General features: G+C 73.7%; 15 protein-coding genes. 10 read left to right on the forward strand and 5 right to left on the reverse strand.

Annotation, left to right across the window (positions count from 1 at the left end; genetic code table 11):
• The first annotated feature begins 41 nt into the window (after positions 1-41).
• On the forward strand, positions 42-806 hold the full coding sequence (locus ACWCP6_RS21225) for a class I SAM-dependent methyltransferase (RefSeq protein ID WP_450934020.1): 765 nt from the start codon (positions 42-44) through the stop codon (positions 804-806).
• Here ACWCP6_RS21225 and ACWCP6_RS21230 read toward each other — a convergent pair.
• A complete protein-coding gene (locus ACWCP6_RS21230; protein WP_450934021.1) occupies positions 772-1,479 on the reverse strand; it encodes a TetR/AcrR family transcriptional regulator in 708 nt (235 codons plus the stop codon). The genes ACWCP6_RS21225 and ACWCP6_RS21230 overlap by 35 nt on opposite strands.
• 295 nt (positions 1,480-1,774) lie before the next feature.
• Here ACWCP6_RS21230 and ACWCP6_RS21235 point away from each other — a divergent pair, with 295 nt between their 5' ends.
• The 6 genes from ACWCP6_RS21235 to ACWCP6_RS21260 all read left to right on the forward strand — a co-directional run bounded on the left by ACWCP6_RS21235 (position 1,775) and on the right by ACWCP6_RS21260 (position 8,049).
• Entirely contained in the window at positions 1,775-3,268 is a 1,494-nt protein-coding gene (locus ACWCP6_RS21235; RefSeq protein WP_450934088.1) for an APC family permease, read from the forward strand.
• A gap of 172 nt (positions 3,269-3,440) precedes the next feature.
• Positions 3,441-5,090, forward strand: coding sequence for an amidohydrolase (locus ACWCP6_RS21240; RefSeq protein ID WP_450934022.1), 1,650 nt, complete (start codon positions 3,441-3,443; stop codon positions 5,088-5,090).
• Between the two features lie 155 nt (positions 5,091-5,245).
• The gene (locus ACWCP6_RS21245) at positions 5,246-5,722 is read left to right on the forward strand and encodes a DUF3093 family protein (protein WP_450934023.1); all 477 of its coding nucleotides are present in this window, start codon (positions 5,246-5,248) and stop codon (positions 5,720-5,722) included.
• A 152-nt stretch (positions 5,723-5,874) separates the two neighbouring features.
• A complete protein-coding gene (locus tag ACWCP6_RS21250; RefSeq protein WP_450934024.1) occupies positions 5,875-6,333 on the forward strand; it encodes a MarR family winged helix-turn-helix transcriptional regulator in 459 nt (152 codons plus the stop codon).
• Positions 6,330-7,226 carry an ATP-binding cassette domain-containing protein gene (locus ACWCP6_RS21255; RefSeq protein WP_450934025.1) on the forward strand — a complete coding sequence of 299 codons (897 nt, stop codon included), beginning with the start codon at positions 6,330-6,332 and terminating at the stop codon, positions 7,224-7,226. Before ACWCP6_RS21250 ends, ACWCP6_RS21255 begins: the two co-directional genes overlap by 4 nt.
• Positions 7,186-8,049 carry an ABC transporter permease gene (locus tag ACWCP6_RS21260; RefSeq protein ID WP_450934026.1) on the forward strand — a complete coding sequence of 288 codons (864 nt, stop codon included), beginning with the start codon at positions 7,186-7,188 and terminating at the stop codon, positions 8,047-8,049. Before ACWCP6_RS21255 ends, ACWCP6_RS21260 begins: the two co-directional genes overlap by 41 nt.
• A gap of 142 nt (positions 8,050-8,191) precedes the next feature.
• Here ACWCP6_RS21260 and ACWCP6_RS21265 read toward each other — a convergent pair whose 3' ends face one another.
• The 3 genes from ACWCP6_RS21265 to ACWCP6_RS21275 all read right to left on the reverse strand — a co-directional run bounded on the left by ACWCP6_RS21265 (position 8,192) and on the right by ACWCP6_RS21275 (position 12,387).
• Complete coding sequence (locus tag ACWCP6_RS21265; RefSeq protein ID WP_450934027.1) at positions 8,192-9,478, reverse strand: cation diffusion facilitator family transporter; 1,287 nt, start codon at positions 9,476-9,478, stop codon at positions 8,192-8,194.
• Between the two features lie 346 nt (positions 9,479-9,824).
• On the reverse strand, positions 9,825-10,340 hold the full coding sequence (locus tag ACWCP6_RS21270) for a CAP domain-containing protein (RefSeq protein ID WP_450934028.1): 516 nt from the start codon (positions 10,338-10,340) through the stop codon (positions 9,825-9,827).
• A 439-nt stretch (positions 10,341-10,779) separates the two neighbouring features.
• Complete coding sequence (locus ACWCP6_RS21275) at positions 10,780-12,387, reverse strand: molybdopterin-dependent oxidoreductase (RefSeq protein ID WP_450934029.1); 1,608 nt, start codon at positions 12,385-12,387, stop codon at positions 10,780-10,782.
• A gap of 208 nt (positions 12,388-12,595) precedes the next feature.
• Between ACWCP6_RS21275 and ACWCP6_RS21280 the strand changes: the two genes are divergently transcribed.
• A complete protein-coding gene (locus ACWCP6_RS21280) occupies positions 12,596-14,080 on the forward strand; it encodes an FAD-dependent monooxygenase (protein ID WP_450934030.1) in 1,485 nt (494 codons plus the stop codon).
• 68 nt (positions 14,081-14,148) lie between these two features.
• Here the strand turns inward: ACWCP6_RS21280 and ACWCP6_RS21285 are convergent, their stop codons facing one another.
• Positions 14,149-14,805, reverse strand: a complete 657-nt coding sequence (locus ACWCP6_RS21285; protein WP_450934031.1) for a ScbR family autoregulator-binding transcription factor — start codon at positions 14,803-14,805, stop codon at positions 14,149-14,151.
• Between the two features lie 258 nt (positions 14,806-15,063).
• Between ACWCP6_RS21285 and ACWCP6_RS21290 the strand changes: the two genes are divergently transcribed.
• Both ACWCP6_RS21290 and ACWCP6_RS21295 read left to right on the forward strand, forming a co-directional pair.
• Entirely contained in the window at positions 15,064-16,002 is a 939-nt protein-coding gene (locus ACWCP6_RS21290) for a ScbA/BarX family gamma-butyrolactone biosynthesis protein (protein ID WP_450934032.1), read from the forward strand.
• Positions 15,999-16,850, forward strand: a complete 852-nt coding sequence (locus tag ACWCP6_RS21295) for an NAD(P)H-binding protein (RefSeq protein WP_450934033.1) — start codon at positions 15,999-16,001, stop codon at positions 16,848-16,850. The genes ACWCP6_RS21290 and ACWCP6_RS21295 overlap by 4 nt, the downstream gene beginning before the upstream one ends.
• The last annotated feature ends 30 nt before the right edge of the window (positions 16,851-16,880 follow it).

A 16,880-nucleotide genomic window follows, 5' to 3' on the forward strand; every position in this document is an offset into this window, starting at 1 on the left:
GACGGGCGTGCAACGACGGGCACCCGCCTATGCTGAGGGCGATGTTCTCCCCGAACGGTCCCACGCTCCGCGAACTCGCCGTCCAGGCGCTGTCGTCCGTCGAGCACGGCTACGACCTGCTCGCGCCGAAGTTCGACGACACGCCCTTCCGCACTCCGGACGACGTGCTGGACGCGGTGGCGCGCGCGGTGCGCCCGCTCGGCCCGTTCGACCGCGGCCTCGACCTGTGCTGCGGCACCGGAGCGGGCCTGGACGTACTGCGCTCGGTGTGCCGGGAGCGGGTCACCGGCGTCGACGTCAGTGCCGGCATGCTCGCGGTGGCCCGCGCCGCCACGCCGCCGGGGCCGGTGCCCGTCGACTGGGTGCGGGGCGACGCCCGTGCCCTGCCCTTCGGGCCCGCCTTCGACCTGGTGGTGAGCTTCGGGGCCTTCGGCCACTTCCTGCCGCGCGAGCGGCCGGGGCTCTTCGCCCAGGTCCGCTCCGTGCTGCGCCCCGGCGGACGGTTCGTCTTCCCCGTCGCCGCGGCCCCGCGCCCGGGCTCGCGCGGCTACTGGACCCTGCTCGCCTTCGACACGGCGATGCGGGTGCGCAACGCCGTCTGGCGTCCCCCGTTCGTCATGTACTACCGCCGCTTCCGCCTCGCCGACGTCCGCGCCGAACTCGCGGGTGCGGGCTTCGACGTGGGGCTCCACGCCCTGCCCGGCCTCGGCCTGCGCTCCGACGGCAGTCCCCGCTGCCGCATGGTCGTGGCCACGGTCCCGCCGTCGGAGGTCAGCGCGCCCCGGCCCCCGGCAGCCGGGCGCTGAACGCCGCCAGCAGCAGATCCAGCGTCGCCTCGAAGGCGGAGCCCGCCATCACCGGGAGGTGGTCGCGCGCGGCACGCAGATGCGGATAGCGGTCGGCCGGTGCCTCCGCGTACGTCTCGCGCCAGGCCCGCTCGTCGCCCGCGCGCTGGTCCTCCGGCAGGTTCGCCACGGCCGCGTCGAGGGCCGCGTGCCCGAGGACCGTGTCGATGAAGACGTGGTAGTGCCGCACCGCGGACTCCTCGTCGAATCCGGCGCCGCGCAGGATCCCGATGCCGTTCTCCACGGCCCGCAGCTCGTTCGGGCGCCGCGTCACCCGGAAGCCGGTCAGCGTCGCCACGCGCGGGTGGCGCAGCGCGGACCGGTACACGCGGAAGGCCAGCTCCCGCAGCGCCGTTCGCCAGTCGTCGTCCGCTTCGAAGTCGTCGAGCGCCTCGCCGATCATCCGGTCGGCCAGCGCCAGCAGCAGGTCCTCCGTTCCGCGGAAATAGCGGTAGATCGCGCTCGGGTCGGCGCCGAGCGCGGCGCCCAGTCGCCGCACCGTCAGGGCGTCGGCGCCGTGTTCGTCGACGAGCCGCACCGCGCGCTCGATGATCATCTCTTCCGAGAGCACCACGCCCGATCTGGTCGGACGGCGCCGCTTGCGCTCAGTCGCCACCCGGTCCTGAGCCGCCATCGCCCCACTCCGCCCTTCCGCCGGTCCTGGCCCCGGCCCTGAAGCAGTCAATCATCTCCGGCCCCCGGCCACCGGCCCTGGCCGCAGGTCGCCGGCCCCGGGCCACGGGCCCGGGCCACGGACCGCCGCGTCGAGCCGTCCGGCACCACGCCTCCATTTACGTCAACACTATTGACGTAAGCCTGACGCCGCCTGTTTCATCGGCGCACACCGGTGGCCCGCGGGCAGGGAGCACGGCTCCGCCCTCCGTACCCGATCAAGGAGTTGACGCGTGGCCCAGACCAGTCAGCAACGCATGGACGACCCCCGGAACGGCGCACGCCTGCGCCGTGCGCTCGGTGTCAAGGACGGCGTCGCGATCGCCGCGTCGAGCACGGCCGCCACCACGAGCATCGGCATCGGCATGGGCACCCTCGCCGTCTACGCGGGCAGGCAGACCCCCGCCCTGCTTATCCTCGCGTTCATGCCCATCGCCGGGATCGCCCTGGCCTACGCACGCCTCAACCGCACCGAACCCAACTGCGGCAACGGCTACACATGGGTCGGCCGCACCCTCGGCCCCTGGCCCGGCTTCCTCACCGGCTGGGTCGTCATCGTCGGCAACATCGTCTTCATGGCGTACACGGGCGCCGTCACCGGTTCTGTCGTCCTGCAGTTCCTCGGCAAGGCGGGTCTGCACACGGTTCTCGGGGTCACCCTCGACCCCAACTCCACGGCACTGAGCACCGTGGTCGGCCTGGTGGCGCTGGTCGCCGTCACCATCACCGCGGTGACCGGCGTCCGCTCGGCGACCCGGCTCCAGTTCTGGCTGCTCGTCTTCGAGTACGCGGTCCTGCTCGTGTTCTGCGGCCGGGCACTGGTCGTCGGCGACCAGCCCTTCTCCCTGTCCTGGCTCAACCCCTTCGCGATCGGCTCGTTCACCTCGCTCGCCCAGGGCATGGTCCTCGCGGTGTTCATCTACTGGGGCTGGGACGCCGCGTTCACCGTCAACGAGGAGACCCGCGACGCCGAGGACGCGGCACGCGGCGGCCGGATCGCACTGCTCGCCATGCTCGGCCTGTTCGTCTTCGCCGCGATCTCCTTCCAGCGCGTCATGGGCCAGGACGAGCTGGTGCGCAACGGCCCCCAGGCGCTCACCTTCCTCGGCGCGCGCCTCGCCCCCGAGCCGTGGGCCTCACTGCCGCTCGCCGCGCTGATGTGCTCCGCCTTCGCCTCGCTCCAGGCCGCTGTCATCCCCACCGCCCGGGGCAATCTCGCCATGGGGCGCGACCGCACGCTGGGTGCCCTGTGGACCAGGATCCACCCCAAGTACGGGACGCCGGCGGCCGGTACCGTCGTCGTCATGGCGATCGCCGCCGCCGTCGCCGTCCTCGCCGTCGGCATCCCCAAGCTCAACGAGATGATCCTCGCCGCGGTGAACTCCATCGGGCTGGTCGTCGCCCTCTACTACGGGCTCACGGCGCTGGCCTGCGCGGTCCGCTTCCGGCACGCTCTGCGCGCCGGACCGCGCGAGGCCCTCGCCGCCGTGATCGTCCCCGCCCTCAGCGCGCTGGTGCTGCTCGGCCTCGGCTGCTACCTCGCCCGTCAGTACGCGACGATGAGCGACCACTTCGCCGCCACCCCGGACAACGGCTGGTTCATGCTGCTCGTACCCGCGCTGTTCATCCTCTCCGGACTGGTCGTGGCGGCGTGGGCCAAGTGGCGGCGGCACTCGCCGTACTTCACGACGGGACGGGGTACGGACGCCGAGGCGCTGCGCCTGCCCATGGACCACGATCCGGCCGCCTGACCTCACCCGCCTCCGCCCCATGGCGCGCCCGTCCGCACGGCACCGGCCGACCTCCACCCGCGATGCCGGCCGCCCGGCCGCACCCCACCCCCACCGCCCCGGCCCCGCGGCGCAGCCCGATCGCACCGCACCGACCCGTACCAACCCACACCCACGAGGGAGACCCACCCCCATGTCCCATCCGCACGCAGCCGACCTCGTCCTCGTCGGAGGGCCCGTCGAGACCATGGACGCCGTCCGGCCGCGCGCCACCGCCGTGGCCGTACGCGGCGAGCGCATCGTCGCCGTCGGGGACGACGAGATCCGCGAACTCGTCGGCCCCCGCACCGAGGTCGTCGACCTGCGCGGCAAGCTGCTCGTCCCCGGTTTCCAGGACGCCCACGTGCACCCGGTCGTCGGCGGCATCGAACTCGGCCAGTGCGATCTGAGCGGCGCGGTCACCGCCGCCGTGTACCGGGAGCTCATCCACGACTACGCCCGCGCCCACCCCGGAGCGACGTGGATCACCGGCGGCGGCTGGTCCATGGAGGCCTTCCCGGGCGGCACCCCGGACCGCAGCCTCCTCGACGCCGTCGTGCCCGACCGGCCGGTGTACCTGGTCAACCGCGACCACCACGGCGCCTGGGCCAACACCCGCGCCCTCGAACTCGCCGGCATCACCGCAGGCACCCCCGACCCGGCCGACGGGCGCATCGAGCGGGACGCCGACGGCAACCCCACCGGGATGCTCCAGGAAGGCGCCATGAACCTGGTCTCCGTCCTGGTCCCGGAGGCGACCGTGCCGGAGCGTCTCGCGGGTCTCCTCCGGGCCCAGGAACTCCTGCACTCCCACGGCATCACCGCCTGGCAGGACGCCCTCGTGGGCGACGGCAACGGCATGCCCGACCCCGGGCCCGCCTACGTCGCGGCCCGGGACGAGGGCCTGCTGACCGCGCGCGTCACCGGCTGCCTGTGGTGGGACCGGGCGCGTGGCGCGGAGCAGATCCCCGAACTGAGGCGGCGCCGCGAGGAACTGACGGGGGGACGGTTCCGCGCCACCTCCGTCAAGATCATGCAGGACGGCATCGCCGAGAACCACAGCGCCGCGATGCTCGGCCCCTACCTCACGTCATGCGGCTGCCCCTCCGGCAACAGCGGCACCTCCTTCATCGACCCCGCCGCGCTCGCCGCGTACGTCACCGAGCTCGACGCCGACGGCTTCCAGGTCCACTTCCACGCCCTCGGCGACCGCGCGGTGCGCGAGGCGCTGGACGCCGTGGAGGCCGCGCGGCGCGCGAACGGCCGGACCGGCACCCGCCCCCACCTCGCCCACCTCCAGGTCGTCGACCGTGCCGACGTGCCCCGGTTCCGGGCGCTCGGCGCCGCCGCCAACATCCAGGCGCTGTGGGCCGCGCACGAACCGCAGATGGACGAACTGACCATCCCCTTCCTCGGCCCCGAACGCGCCGCACGGCAGTACCCGTTCGCGGATCTGCTCCGCACCGGAGCGACGCTCGCCGCGGGCAGCGACTGGCCGGTCAGCAGCCCCGACCCGATCGCCGCGCTCCATGTGGCCGTGAACCGCCGGCTCCCCGCGGCCGACGACCCGGCCTTCCTCCCGGAGCAGCGCATCGGCCTGGGCGCCGCCCTCGCCGCCTACACCGCGGGCAGCGCCCATGTGAACCACCTCGACGACACGGGCGTCATCCGGCCCGGCAACCTCGCCGACCTCGCCGTCCTGGACCGCGACCTGTTCGCCGTACCCGCGGAGGAGATCGGACAGGGCCGGGTGCTCCAGACGTATGTCGGAGGGGAGCGGGTGTACGCGGCACAGGACGCCTAGCCCGCCCGCCTGCCCGGGTGTGGGGGCGGGCGGGGCACCGGCGCCCGACTCTCCGGGCCGGCCCGCGGCGGGAAGAAGCCGGCCCGGAGCGGGGGAGACCGGGCGTCCGGCGGGTGGGGCGCGGGGATCCGGGGCGCGCGTGACACCATCGCGTCATGGCTGTCTGCGATGTCTACGAGGAGCGTCTGACCGTCCCGGTGCGCTGGTGGCTGCTGGCCCTCGCGGGCTGCCTGGCGGTCGGGCTGCTGTTCCTGCCGCTGGGCGGTGCGGCGGCGCTCGTGGCCGCTGCGGTCAGCGCAGTGCTCCTCGGCGGCACGCTCATCGGCTACGGCGGAGCCCGCCTCCGTGTCGAGGACGGCGTCCTCGTCGCTGACCGGATGGCGCTGCGCGTGGAACGGCTCGGCTGGGCCGAGATCCTCGACGAGGACGAGGCGCTGGAGTGGCGCACCTTCCGGGCCGGCCCCCACGCCCGTCTGGTGCTCCGCCCCTACATCGCCACCGCCGTCAGGCTCCAGGCCGCCGACCCGGCACTGCCCTTCCGCTACCTGTATCTGTCGACCCGGCACCCCGTCGAGGTCGTCCGCGCCGTGAACGCGGCCCGGCACCGCGGGACCGGTCCGTACGGCGGGTGAAGCCGTGCAGCCCCGGGCCCGAACGGCTCCATCCCGGGTCCACCCGCTGCCCGGCAGGCCCTGGGTACACCTGCGCCGCTGCTCAGCGGCCCGCGTCCGTGCATGTACCGCACATCTTCCGCTTAGCTCTCACTGAGAGGTAAAATGGCCGCATGGCGTCGGAGGCGTTCCCCGACTCGCTGGCGGATGTGCTCGCCGGCGTGCAGAGGCTGATCAGACGCAGTCTGCGCAGCGGCCTCACCGCGCCGCCGCTGCGGGGCGCACAGGTGGAGCTGCTGCGGCTGGTCGTGGCACGGCCGGGCATCCGTGTGTCGACGGCGGCCAAGGAGCTGTATCTCGCGGGCAATTCGGTATCCACGCTGGTCAACCAGCTCTGCCGGGCCGGATATCTGCGCCGCGAGACCGATCCGGACGACCGGCGGTCCGCGCTGCTGCTGCCCACCCCGGCGGCCGAGGCACGACTGCGGGACTGGCAGCAGCGGCGGACCGCACTGGTCCGCGGGCATGTGGCCCGGCTGAGCGAGCAGGACCGGGCGGCGCTCGAGGCGGCTCTTCCGGCGCTGCGGAACCTCGCCCGCACCCTGCACGAGGAGGCGGAGGGACGACCATGACCGGCACCCGTGGAGCCACCCCGTACGAACAGGGCGTACCCGACGCCGTCGAGTGCAGCGGACTCGCGTACGCCTTCGGCGAGACCAAGGCCGTCGACGGCCTCGACCTGTCCGTCCGCGTCGGCGAGGTCTTCGGCCTGCTCGGCCCGAACGGCGCGGGCAAGACCACCGCGATCCGGTGCATCACCACCCTGCTGCCGGTGCCGCGCGGCATGGTGCGGGTCTTCGGGCACGACACCGCGACGGAGCGCATGGACGTACGCCGCCTGCTGGGGTACGTACCGCAGCAGCTGTCCGCCGACTCGGGGCTCACCGGCCGTGAGAACGTCGCGCTGTTCGCCCGTGTCTTCGACGTACCGCGCCGGGAACGGGCCGCCCGGGTCGGCCAGGCGCTCGCCGCGGTCGGCCTCGGTGACGCGGCCGACCGGCTCGCCAAGACGTACTCCGGGGGCATGGTCCGCCGGCTCGAACTCGCCCAGGCCCTGGTCAGCGCGCCCCGGCTGCTGATCCTCGACGAGCCGACCATCGGCCTGGACCCCATCGCCCGCACCGGCGTGTGGGAGCACATCAATGCCGTGCGGGCCGCCACCGGCATGACGGTCCTCGTCACCACGCACTACATGGACGAGGCCGACCAGTACTGCGACCGGGTCGCGCTGATGCACCGCGGCCGGGTACGCGCCGTGGGCACCCCCGACGAACTCCGGTCCGACCTGAGAGAACGCCGTCGCGCCAGGGGCGCCCCGGGCGGCCGGCCCGGAGGGGAGGGGGCCGCCTCCCGGCCGACGCTGGAGGACGTCTTCCGGGACGTCGCCGGCAGCGGCCTCGACGAGCAGTCAGGAGACTTCCGCGATGTCCGAAGCACCCGCCGCACCGCCGGCCGCGTCGGCTGAGACCGCCCGCCACCCCGCCGGCCTCGATCTGCTGCTCGCCCCGCCCCGGGCCCGCACGGGCTGGCGTCTGGTGCCCGCCCGGGTCCTCGCGATGTGCGCCGTCGAACTCCAGAAGCTCCGCCACGACCGCACCGAGCTGTACACCCGGGCCGTCCAGCCCGCGCTCTGGCTCGTGATCTTCGGGGAGACCTTCACGCGGATCCGGGCCATCCCCACCGGCGGCGTCCCGTACATCGACTATCTCGCCCCCGGGATCATCGCCCAGTCCGCGATGTTCATCGCCATCTTCTACGGCATCATGATCATCTGGGAGCGGGACGCCGGCATCCTCACCAAGCTGCTCGTGACGCCGACCCCACGGTCCGCCCTGATCACCGGCAAGGCGTTCGCGGCGGGCGTGAAGGCACTCATCCAGGCCGTCGTCGTCATCGTCATCGCCGCGCTGCTCGGTGTGGCCATGACCTGGAATCCCCTGCGACTGCTGGGAGTCGCCGCCGCGGTGGTCCTGGGGTCCGCCTTCTTCTCGTGCCTCTCCATGACCATCGCCGGCATCGTGCTCACCCGCGACCGTCTGATGGGCATCGGCCAGGCCATCACCATGCCGCTCTTCTTCGGCTCCAACGCCCTGTATCCGGTCTCCGTCATGCCCGGGTGGCTCCAGGCCGTGAGCAGGGCCAACCCCCTCAGCTACCAGGTCGACGCCCTGCGCGGCCTCCTCCTCGGCACCGCGTCCCATCTCGCCCTCGACTTCGGCGTCCTGGCCCTCGCGGCGGCGGCCGGGATCACGGCGGCGTCGGCGCTGCTGCCGAGACTGGCCAGGTGAAGACCCCGGTGCCGGCGCTACCCCGGCCCGGGCAGCACGTGGTGGCCGGCTCGTGGCCCCCGACCGTCGAAGCCGTTGCCCCGGGGCCGAGGAGGCCGAGGCGCTCCCGGCCGCGAGAGGGACGGGCGCGGACAGCGGCCGGTCAGTGCGCGTGGTGCGCCAGCAACTCGTGGGGGTCCGGCACCCCCGGCCCCGGAGCCGGATCCGCGTGCACCGTCGCACCCGACAGCCGGGGAACCGCATGCAGCAGCGCATGCTCCGCCGCGACCGTGACCCCGTGCGCCTCCCGCACGCTCAGCTGCCCGTCCACCACGATCGCGACCTCGGCCCGCAGCCGGTGGCCGACCCACCGCAACCGCAGTTCACCGACCTCCCGCACCCCCGGGACCCGTGTCAGGGCGCGCTCGGCGGCGTCGACGACGGCGGGGTCGACGGCATCCATGATGCGCCGGAACACCTCACGGCACGCGTCGCGCAGCACCAGCAGGATCGCGGCCGTGATGGCCAGTCCCACCACCGGGTCCGCCAGCCGCCACCCGAGAGCGGCACCCCCTGCGCCCAACAGCACGGCGAGCGAGGTGAATCCGTCGGTACGCGCATGCAGACCGTCCGCGACCAGGGCGGCCGAGCCGATCTCGCGACCGACGCGGATCCGGTGCCGGGCCACCCACTCGTTGCCGGCGAAGCCGACCAGGGCGGCGGCCGCGACCGCGGGCAGGTGGTCGACGGCCTGAGGATGGATCAGCCGGCCGATCGCGGCCCAGGCCGAGAAGCCGGCCGACGCGGCGACGGCCGCGACGACGGCCAGACCCGCGATGTCCTCGGCCCTGCCGTAGCCGTAGGTGAACCGCCGGGTCGCCGCGCGCCGGCCGAGTACGAACGCGACGCCGAGAGGGACCGCCGTGAGCGCGTCGGCCGCGTTGTGCACGGTGTCGCCCAGCAGCGCCACCGAACCGGACACCACCGCGACAGCCGCCTGCACCAGCGCGGTGACGCCCAGGACGGCCAACGACACCCACAGAGCCCGCATTCCGCGTGCCGACGCCTCCAGGGCGCGGTCGGTCCTGTCGGCCGAGTCGTGGGAGTGCGGCGCCAGCACGTGGGCGAGGCGGTGCCGCGTGCGGGTCCACGGGCCGGTACCAGGGGGGCGCCCCCGGCCGTGTGGGCCACCGCCTTCCTGCCCGTGCCCGTGCCCGTGTCCGTGCCCGTGCCCGTGCCCGTGCCCGTGCCCGTGTCCGTGTCCGTGCCCGTGCCCGTGCCCGTGCCCGGGCCCGTGCTCATGGCCGTGCCCGTGTCCGTGCCCGTGCCCGTGCCCGTGCCCGTGCCCGGGCCCGTGCTCATGGCCGTGCCCGTGTCCGTGCCCGTGCTCATGGCCGCCCCCGGCTCCGCTTTCCGGCGCGCCCGCATGTCCGTGCTCGTCGTCGCTCACGGCACCGGCCTCCTGCGTATCGGAGAACGTCGCGGCTGGAGGGCCGCGCCCGGCACCATTATGTGCGTACGAGCGTACGCATGCACCTCTCACCTGCGGCCCGCAACGCATCTGCACACCCCGTCCCACCTGCGCCGACGTGTGCATCTGCATGACCGTCAGCACCTGCGAACCTGTCGCAATGCGCTGACCGGGACACATCGGAACATGAGCCGCGGCGATCACGGAACTGCGGGGCCGATGACGGGCACGGCCCGGCCGGCGAGGCTGCGGCGGCCGGGCACGGCGACCCTCCCCCGGAGGATCACTCCTCGCTCCGGTGACTGTCCGTCAGGGAGCCGGCCGGTCAGGACGGCGCCGCAAAGACCTGCACCGCATAGTTGCCGCTGACGGCGACACCTGTGTCGGTGAACCGGCAGTCGACCATGTTGGCGTGATGGCCCGAGCTGCCGATCCACCAGTCGACGATGTCCTTGGCGTCGGTGGAGCCGTAGTACATGTTCTCGCCGGTCCTGCTCGCGTTGTAGCCGGCTTTCTGGATCCGGTTCTCGGGGCTGGAGCCGTCCGAGCCCGTGTGGTTCTGCAGCTTGTTCTTGTACGCGTCGTCGGCGAAGCTCTGTGCGGCTTCCTGCAGTTGCGAGTTCTCCTTGAGAGCGGGGCAGTTCTCCTTGGCGCGTTCTGCATTGACCAGTTGCAGGATCTCGCCGGACGTTGCCCTCGGGGCGTGCGGTGCGGCAAACGCGGCGGCAGGGACGGTCGTCGGCGCAGTCGCTCCGGCGCCGGCCGCTCCGGCGAGCACCAGCAGGGGGGCCGCGCAGGCGGCGGCGCAGAGACGGCGTATCCGTGTGGTGGTGGTCCGCATGGGAAGTCCCTTCGATCGGAAGGGTCGGTGAGAAGTCCCTCAGGACTCCGCGAGGGTGTGAGGTACCGGCGCGCCCGTGGCCCTGCTGCGGACCCACTGGCCGGGTCCGCCCCGGCCGGGGGACGCGCGAAGTGGGCGCGAGCACGGCGGTGACCGTCCGGAGAACTCTCGGCGACGGCCGTCCCATCGGAGTGCTCAGCGCCTGCGCTCGTACAGATGTCCACATTACGCCCGCTGCGGCGGGGTCACGAGTCCAGTGGGAGAGAGGGTGGGAGGGCGCGCGGCCGGGCCGCCGGTCCGCACGGCGAAGCCTCCCACGAGGGCCGTCGCCCACGGGGCGGCTCCCGGTACGTGCGCCCGGCCCGGGAAGGCGACCGGCCGCGCCGCGGCCCCGTGATCCGGCCCGGACGGCGTTCCGTCACATCCCCTTGCGGGCACCTCACTTCACGTTGACGTCCACGGTGTGCCACCCCGTCGCCCCGTCCGGCACCGGAGGTACCTGCTGTTGCGTCTGTGTCGCGCCGGTGCCGTCGGTCGCGCGGACCTGGAGGGTGTGGCTGCCCGGCGTCGCGGGCCAGGGCCACACCCACTGCCGCCAGGTGTCGGCGCTGTCCTGCGTGGCGAGCCGCGCGGTGTGCCACGTGCCGCCGTCCACGCGCACCTCGACCCGTTCGATGCCCTTGTGCTGGGCCCAGGCGACCCCGGCCACCGGGACCGTCCCGGCCCGCACCGACGAGTAGGCCTTCGGCGTGTCGATGCGCGACTCCGTCTTGACGGGGGCCTGCTGGGCCCACGAACGCCGTACCCAGTAGGCGTCGAAGGCGGCGAACGTGCTGAGTTCGAGATCGCTCAGCCACTTGCAGGCCGAGACGTATCCGTACAGGCCCGGCACGACCATGCGGACGGGGAAACCGTGGTCGAAGGGCAGCGGCTCGCCGTTCATGCCGATGGCGAGCAGCGCGTCCCGTCCGTCCATGACCGTCTCGACGGGACTGCCGATGGTCATCCCGTCGACGGAACGCGCGACGAGCTGATCGGCCGGGCCTCCCTCCGACGGCGGCCGGACCCCGGCCTCGCGCAACAGATCCCCCAACCGGACCCCGAGCCAACGGGCATTGCCGACGAGGTCGCCCCCGACCTCGTTCGACACACAGGTCAGCGTGATGTCCCGCTCGACGATCTCACGGCGGATCAGCTCCGCGAAGCTCAGGGTCATGGGCCGTGACACACCCAGGCCGCGGATGCGCAGCGTCCAGCGCGCGGCGTCGACACGCGGCACCACCAGGGCCGTGTCGATGCGGTAGAAGACGCCGTTCGGCGTGATGAACGGGCCGAGTCCCGGTACCCGGAGGTCCGCCCCCGCGGGTACGGGCGCCGCGGGCGACGCGGGCTTCGGCAGCACGAGTCCGGCGCGGGACGCCGTCGCCGCCGCGTTCCCCGTGGAGTTCAGCCGCAGTCCCAGTGCGCCCGCGGCGGCGGACGCCACCACCGTGGTGCCCGCGACCGCGACGAATCCGCGCCGGTCGACCGCGCGCGAGCCGCCCCGCGCGGTGTCCGCGTCCCCGGCGGAGCGGGCCCGAGCCGGCAGCAGCAGCCCGATGAGCAGGTACAGCACGCCCGCCGCGGCCAGACCGCCGAGCAGCGAGGGCACGGTGTCGGCGAGCGACGCGCCCGGCCGGACCGCCGCGGCAGCGGCCCCGGCGAGACCGAAGAAGAAGGCGGCCGCCGCGCCGGCCGGGCGGTGGCGCAGCGCCCCGACCCCGACCACCGCAGCGCAGGCCGTGAGGATCAGCACGATGCCCAGCTCCAGCACCAGCTTGTCCGAGGTGCCGAACTCCTTGATGGCCCAGTCCTTCACGCCCGGCGGCGTCGCATCGATCACCACGCCGCCCACCGCCGCGACCGGGCCGGCCTCCGGCCGTACGCCCGCCGACACCAGTTCCGCCAGGCACAGCCCCGCAAACCCCGCGATCACTCCGCTCAGGGCCCCGAGCAGCAGCCGCGCAGGCCCCAGGCCCCGCAGGGACGTCCTTCGCTCAACTGTCACACGGGCATCTCACACCGGTCGTGCCGCGATGCGGTGCCCCTGCGGCCGTGTGGTCACCGCAACGGCGCAATCGAGCCGTTGTGGTGCCGGAGCGCGGGCCGGGCCCCACTGCGGGCGGGTGCGAGGAGACGACGGGATACGGTGGGGCGGAAGGGACAGATGGAACGGAGCCGCGGGGACGGCGACCGAGGGTGAGGGGAACGGGGACATGGCACGCGCGCGCCGCGTCGAGGTCGCGATCGTCGGGGGCGGGCCGGTCGGCATGCTGCTCGCCGCCGAACTGGGGGCGTACGGAGTCGACACCGTGGTCATCGAGACCAGGGAGGTCACCTCCGACCTGCCGAAGGCGGGCACACTGCACGCCAGAGTCGTGCAGTCACTGGCGAGGCGAGGCCATCTGGACGGACCGGCGGAACCCGTGACCGGGGAGAGCGTGAGCCGGCCGTTCCATTTCGCGGGCCTGCCCGGTCTTCTCCTCACTGCCCCCGCGACCGAGCCGGAGCCGCTGCTCAAGCGCTCCCAGGCCGATCTGGAGCGGCAGTTCGAGGCGTGTGCCCGGGAGCGGGGCGTGCTCGTGCTGCGCGCACACCGGGTCGTCGACGTGCGTCAGGAGCCGGACCGAGCGCGGGTGAGGGCCGAAGGGCCGTCGGGCACGGTGCAGTTGGACGCCGACTTCGTCGTCGGGGCGGACGGCTCCCGCGGCATCGTGCGCGAACTGGCCGGCATCGCGTCCGACACCCATCCGGCGACCGTGTCCGTGATGATGGGCCTCGTCCGGTTCACCGACCCCGACGCCGTCCTGCGCGGCTGGCGGATGACCCCGCGCGGCTGGACCATCACCACGCCGACCCCGCAGGGCCACAGTCTGCTGCGCACCCTCGACTGCACGGGCCCGCACCCCGACCGGCACGCCGCGGTCACGCTCGACGAGCTGCGCCGCGAGACCTCCCGGATCGAGGGGCGCGACATCCCGATGGCGGATCCGCTCAGCCTCACCCGGTTCAGCGACTTCTCACGGCTCGCACGGACCTACCGCAGCGGACGCGTCCTCCTCGCGGGCGACGCCGCCCACACACACTTCCCGGTCGGCGGGCAGGGGCTGGGCACCGGCTTGCTCGACGCGTTCAACCTCGCCTGGAAACTGGCCCATACGCTGCGGGGCACGGCGGGCAAGGACCTCCTCGACACGTACGACGAGGAACGCAGGCCCGCCGGGCAGCGCGTCGTCGACAACACGCGTGCCCAGCTGGCGCTGATGCGGCCCGACCCCGCACTCGACCCGGTACGCGCGCTCCTCGCCGACATGCTCGCCGCCGGGGGCGGCGACGCCGCGTACGCAGCAGGGCTGGTGAGCGCGCAGGACACCGTCCAGCCGGCCAGGTCCGCGCGTCCCTCCGCGTGGGAAGGGCGCTTCCTGGACAACACCCCGGTGGTGACCGACTCCGGTCCCACGGACGTCATCGGCCTGCTCAGGGACGGCCGTCCGCTGCTGCTGCTCGGCGGCGGGGACGGCGACCGGTATGCGCACGAGGCCCGCGGCTGGCGGCACGTGCTGCGCACGGTCCGGGTCACCGCTCCGTCCGGGCTGCCGAGCGACGCCCTGCTGCTCCGGCCGGACGGCTATCTGGCCTGGGCGGCGGACGGCGACGGACTCGCCGAGACGCTGACCGTGTGGTTCGGTGAGGCCCGATGACGGGCCGTCCGTACGGGGGCGGCGCCCGGGGACGGGGCACCGACGGTGCCCGGCGGCACCGTGACGGATCAGGCGGCCGTCGTGCCGGACGGCGCCCCGATCTCCTCGAAGACCCGCGCTCCGCGGTCCGGCGAGAAGTCCAGCGACGGCAGCACGGACGGCACCACCACGCTCGGCATCACGTGCCGCAGCAGCGCGGCCACCCGGACCCCCAGGTCCTGGTAGGAGCTGAGCGCATCCGACATGGCCTGCACACCGGCATACGCGCCGACGAAGACGTCCGCCGTCTGGGCGGTGTCGACGTGCGGCAGCAACTCGCCCTGTGCCCGCGCCCCTTCGAGCAGCTCGCGCACCACATCGCCCCAGCGGGCGAAGGGGCCGCTGCGGTCGAGCTCACCCGCGTGCTGGTTCATGCTGAGCCGCACGCTCGCGCGGACCATGGGGCTGGTCTCGAGCTGGTACGTGTGCAGCGCGATCACATCCACCAGCTCCTGCATCCGGCACGGTCTGCGGGGCCCCTGGAGGCTCCGGTCCTGGGCGGCGAGCACCCCTTGGGCCAGTTCCTCCTTCGACTGGAAGTGGAAGTACAGCGCACCCTTCGTCACCCCTGCCACTCTCAGGATCTGGGTGATCGTCGCGGCCTGGTAGCCGTGCTCCTCGAAGACCTGCGCAGCGGCCTCCAGGATCGTCTGCCGGGTCCGGATCGCCCGGTCCTGCTTGGGCATGCCTCCTCCTCTCCGGCCCCCGGGCCGGCTCGTAAACCTTCGGGTGGCTCCACTGGGCGGGACGTGCAGGGTGCACTGGGACTGGAAAAAACCGCGCGGTCCGTATTTTACTAGGGCGGTCGATGGGCTGTACAGCCGCCCACGACCCACTCTTGACCCCCTGGGGGATCCATGGTCCACACAGCACCGCACACAAAACGCCAAGACATACACCTGCAACCCACCACCGGCACCGCGACGTTGGACCGGCGTGCGGCCGTGGACGGAGGCGAGGCGACGCTGGCGCAGGTGCACCGGGCACGGGCGGCCGACGCATGGCCGGTGCGGTGGGCGCGGGTCGGCCAGGACCGGTTCTCCGTCACCGCCCGATGGCCGGCCGCACACCCGTTCTTCGGGCCGGTCCGGGGAGGGTGGTACGACCCGCTGCTCGTCGCCGAGACGCTCCGGCAGTCGGTCGCCCTGGTCACCCACGCCGGGTACGGCGTCCCGGTGGGCCATCCGTTCCTCCTGAGGACTCTGTCGTACACCTGCGTCCCTGAGAGTCTCACCGCGCGCGAACGGCCCGTCGAGGTGGAGGTCACCCTCGACTGCACCGAGGTGAACCGACGCGGCGCCTCCGCCTCCCCGCAGCTGATCGACCTCGCCGTGCGTCTCGACGGCCGTCTCCTGGCGACCGGCGCCATCGACGTCCAGGTCACCAGCCCCGCGGTCTACCGGCGGCTGCGCGGAGCAGACGCGGTGCCCGTCTCCGCCGCACCGCTCACGGCGGCCGTACCGGCCCCGCTCGTGGGGCGAACCCGTTCCGAGGACGTCCTGCTCTCCGCGACCGGACGGGAGCGGACCTGGCGGCTGCGCGTGGACACCGGTCACCCGACGCTGTTCCAGAGCCCCAAGGACCACATCCCCGGCATGCTGCTGCTGGAGGCGGCCCGGCAGGCCGCCCACGCGGCCTTCGCGCCCGTCCCCTTCGCGCCGTTCGGCGCCGAGGTCGCCTTCCACAGCTACGCGGAGTTCGGCGAGCCCTGCTGGATCGAGGCCGACCCGGACCCGGAATCCGGCGCGCGGACGGTGCGGGTGACCGGGCGACAGCACGACCGGGTCGTCTTCCGGGCCACCCTCCGGGACCCCGTCGCCCGAGCCGCCGGGCGTCCCGCCGCCGTGTCCGGACATCGCCCGACAGGGCAGGGAGCACGATGATTCTCGTGACGGGGGCCACCGGCACCATCGGGCGGGAGACCGCCCGGCTGCTGGCCCGGGACCATACGCTGCGCATCCTCGCCCGGGACCCCGCACGGGTCACCGTCACCGGGCCCTCGGTGGAGGTGGTCCGCGGGGACTACGCCGACCGGGACTCCCTGGAACGGGCGCTGCGCGGGGTGCGCACCGCCCTCCTCGTCACCGCCCGGCCGGGCGGTGACGACGACGTCCGCTTCGTCGCGGCGGCCCGTGCCGCAGGAGTGCGCCGTCTGGTGAAGCTGTCGGCCGCTGCCGTCGAGGACCCGGCCGCCGACGACCTCATCACCCGCTGGCAGCGCGAGAACGAGGACATCGTGCGGTCCGCAGGCTGCGCCTGGACGCTGCTTCGTCCGCGTTCCTTCATGTCCAACACCCTGTCCTGGGCCCCTTCCATCCGCTCCGACGGCGTGGTCCGGGCGCTGTACGGGGCATCGGCGAACGCGTCCGTCGACCCGCGGGACATCGCCGAGGTCGCCGCCGCCGCGCTCACGGGGGACGGCCACGAGGGCGCGGTGCACACCCTCACCGGACCGGCCGCCGTCACCGCCGTCGAGCAGACCGAGCAGCTCGCACGGGCGCTGCGCCGGCCCCTGCGGTTCGAGGAACTGGACCCGGACGAGGCGCGCGCCCGCTACCGCGCGCGCTACCCGGAGCCCCTCGCCGACGCCCTGCTCAGCAGCGCGCTGCGGCAACTCGCCGGGGCGAAGGCCCAGGTGACGGACACCGTGCGCGAGGTGACCGGGCATCAGGCGCGGTCGTACGCCGACTGGGCGCGTGACCACGCCGACGCCTTCGCGGGCGGCGCCTGACCCGCACCGACGACGCGCCGGCCACGGCGC

Source organism: Streptomyces sp. NPDC002004 (assembly GCF_053593975.1).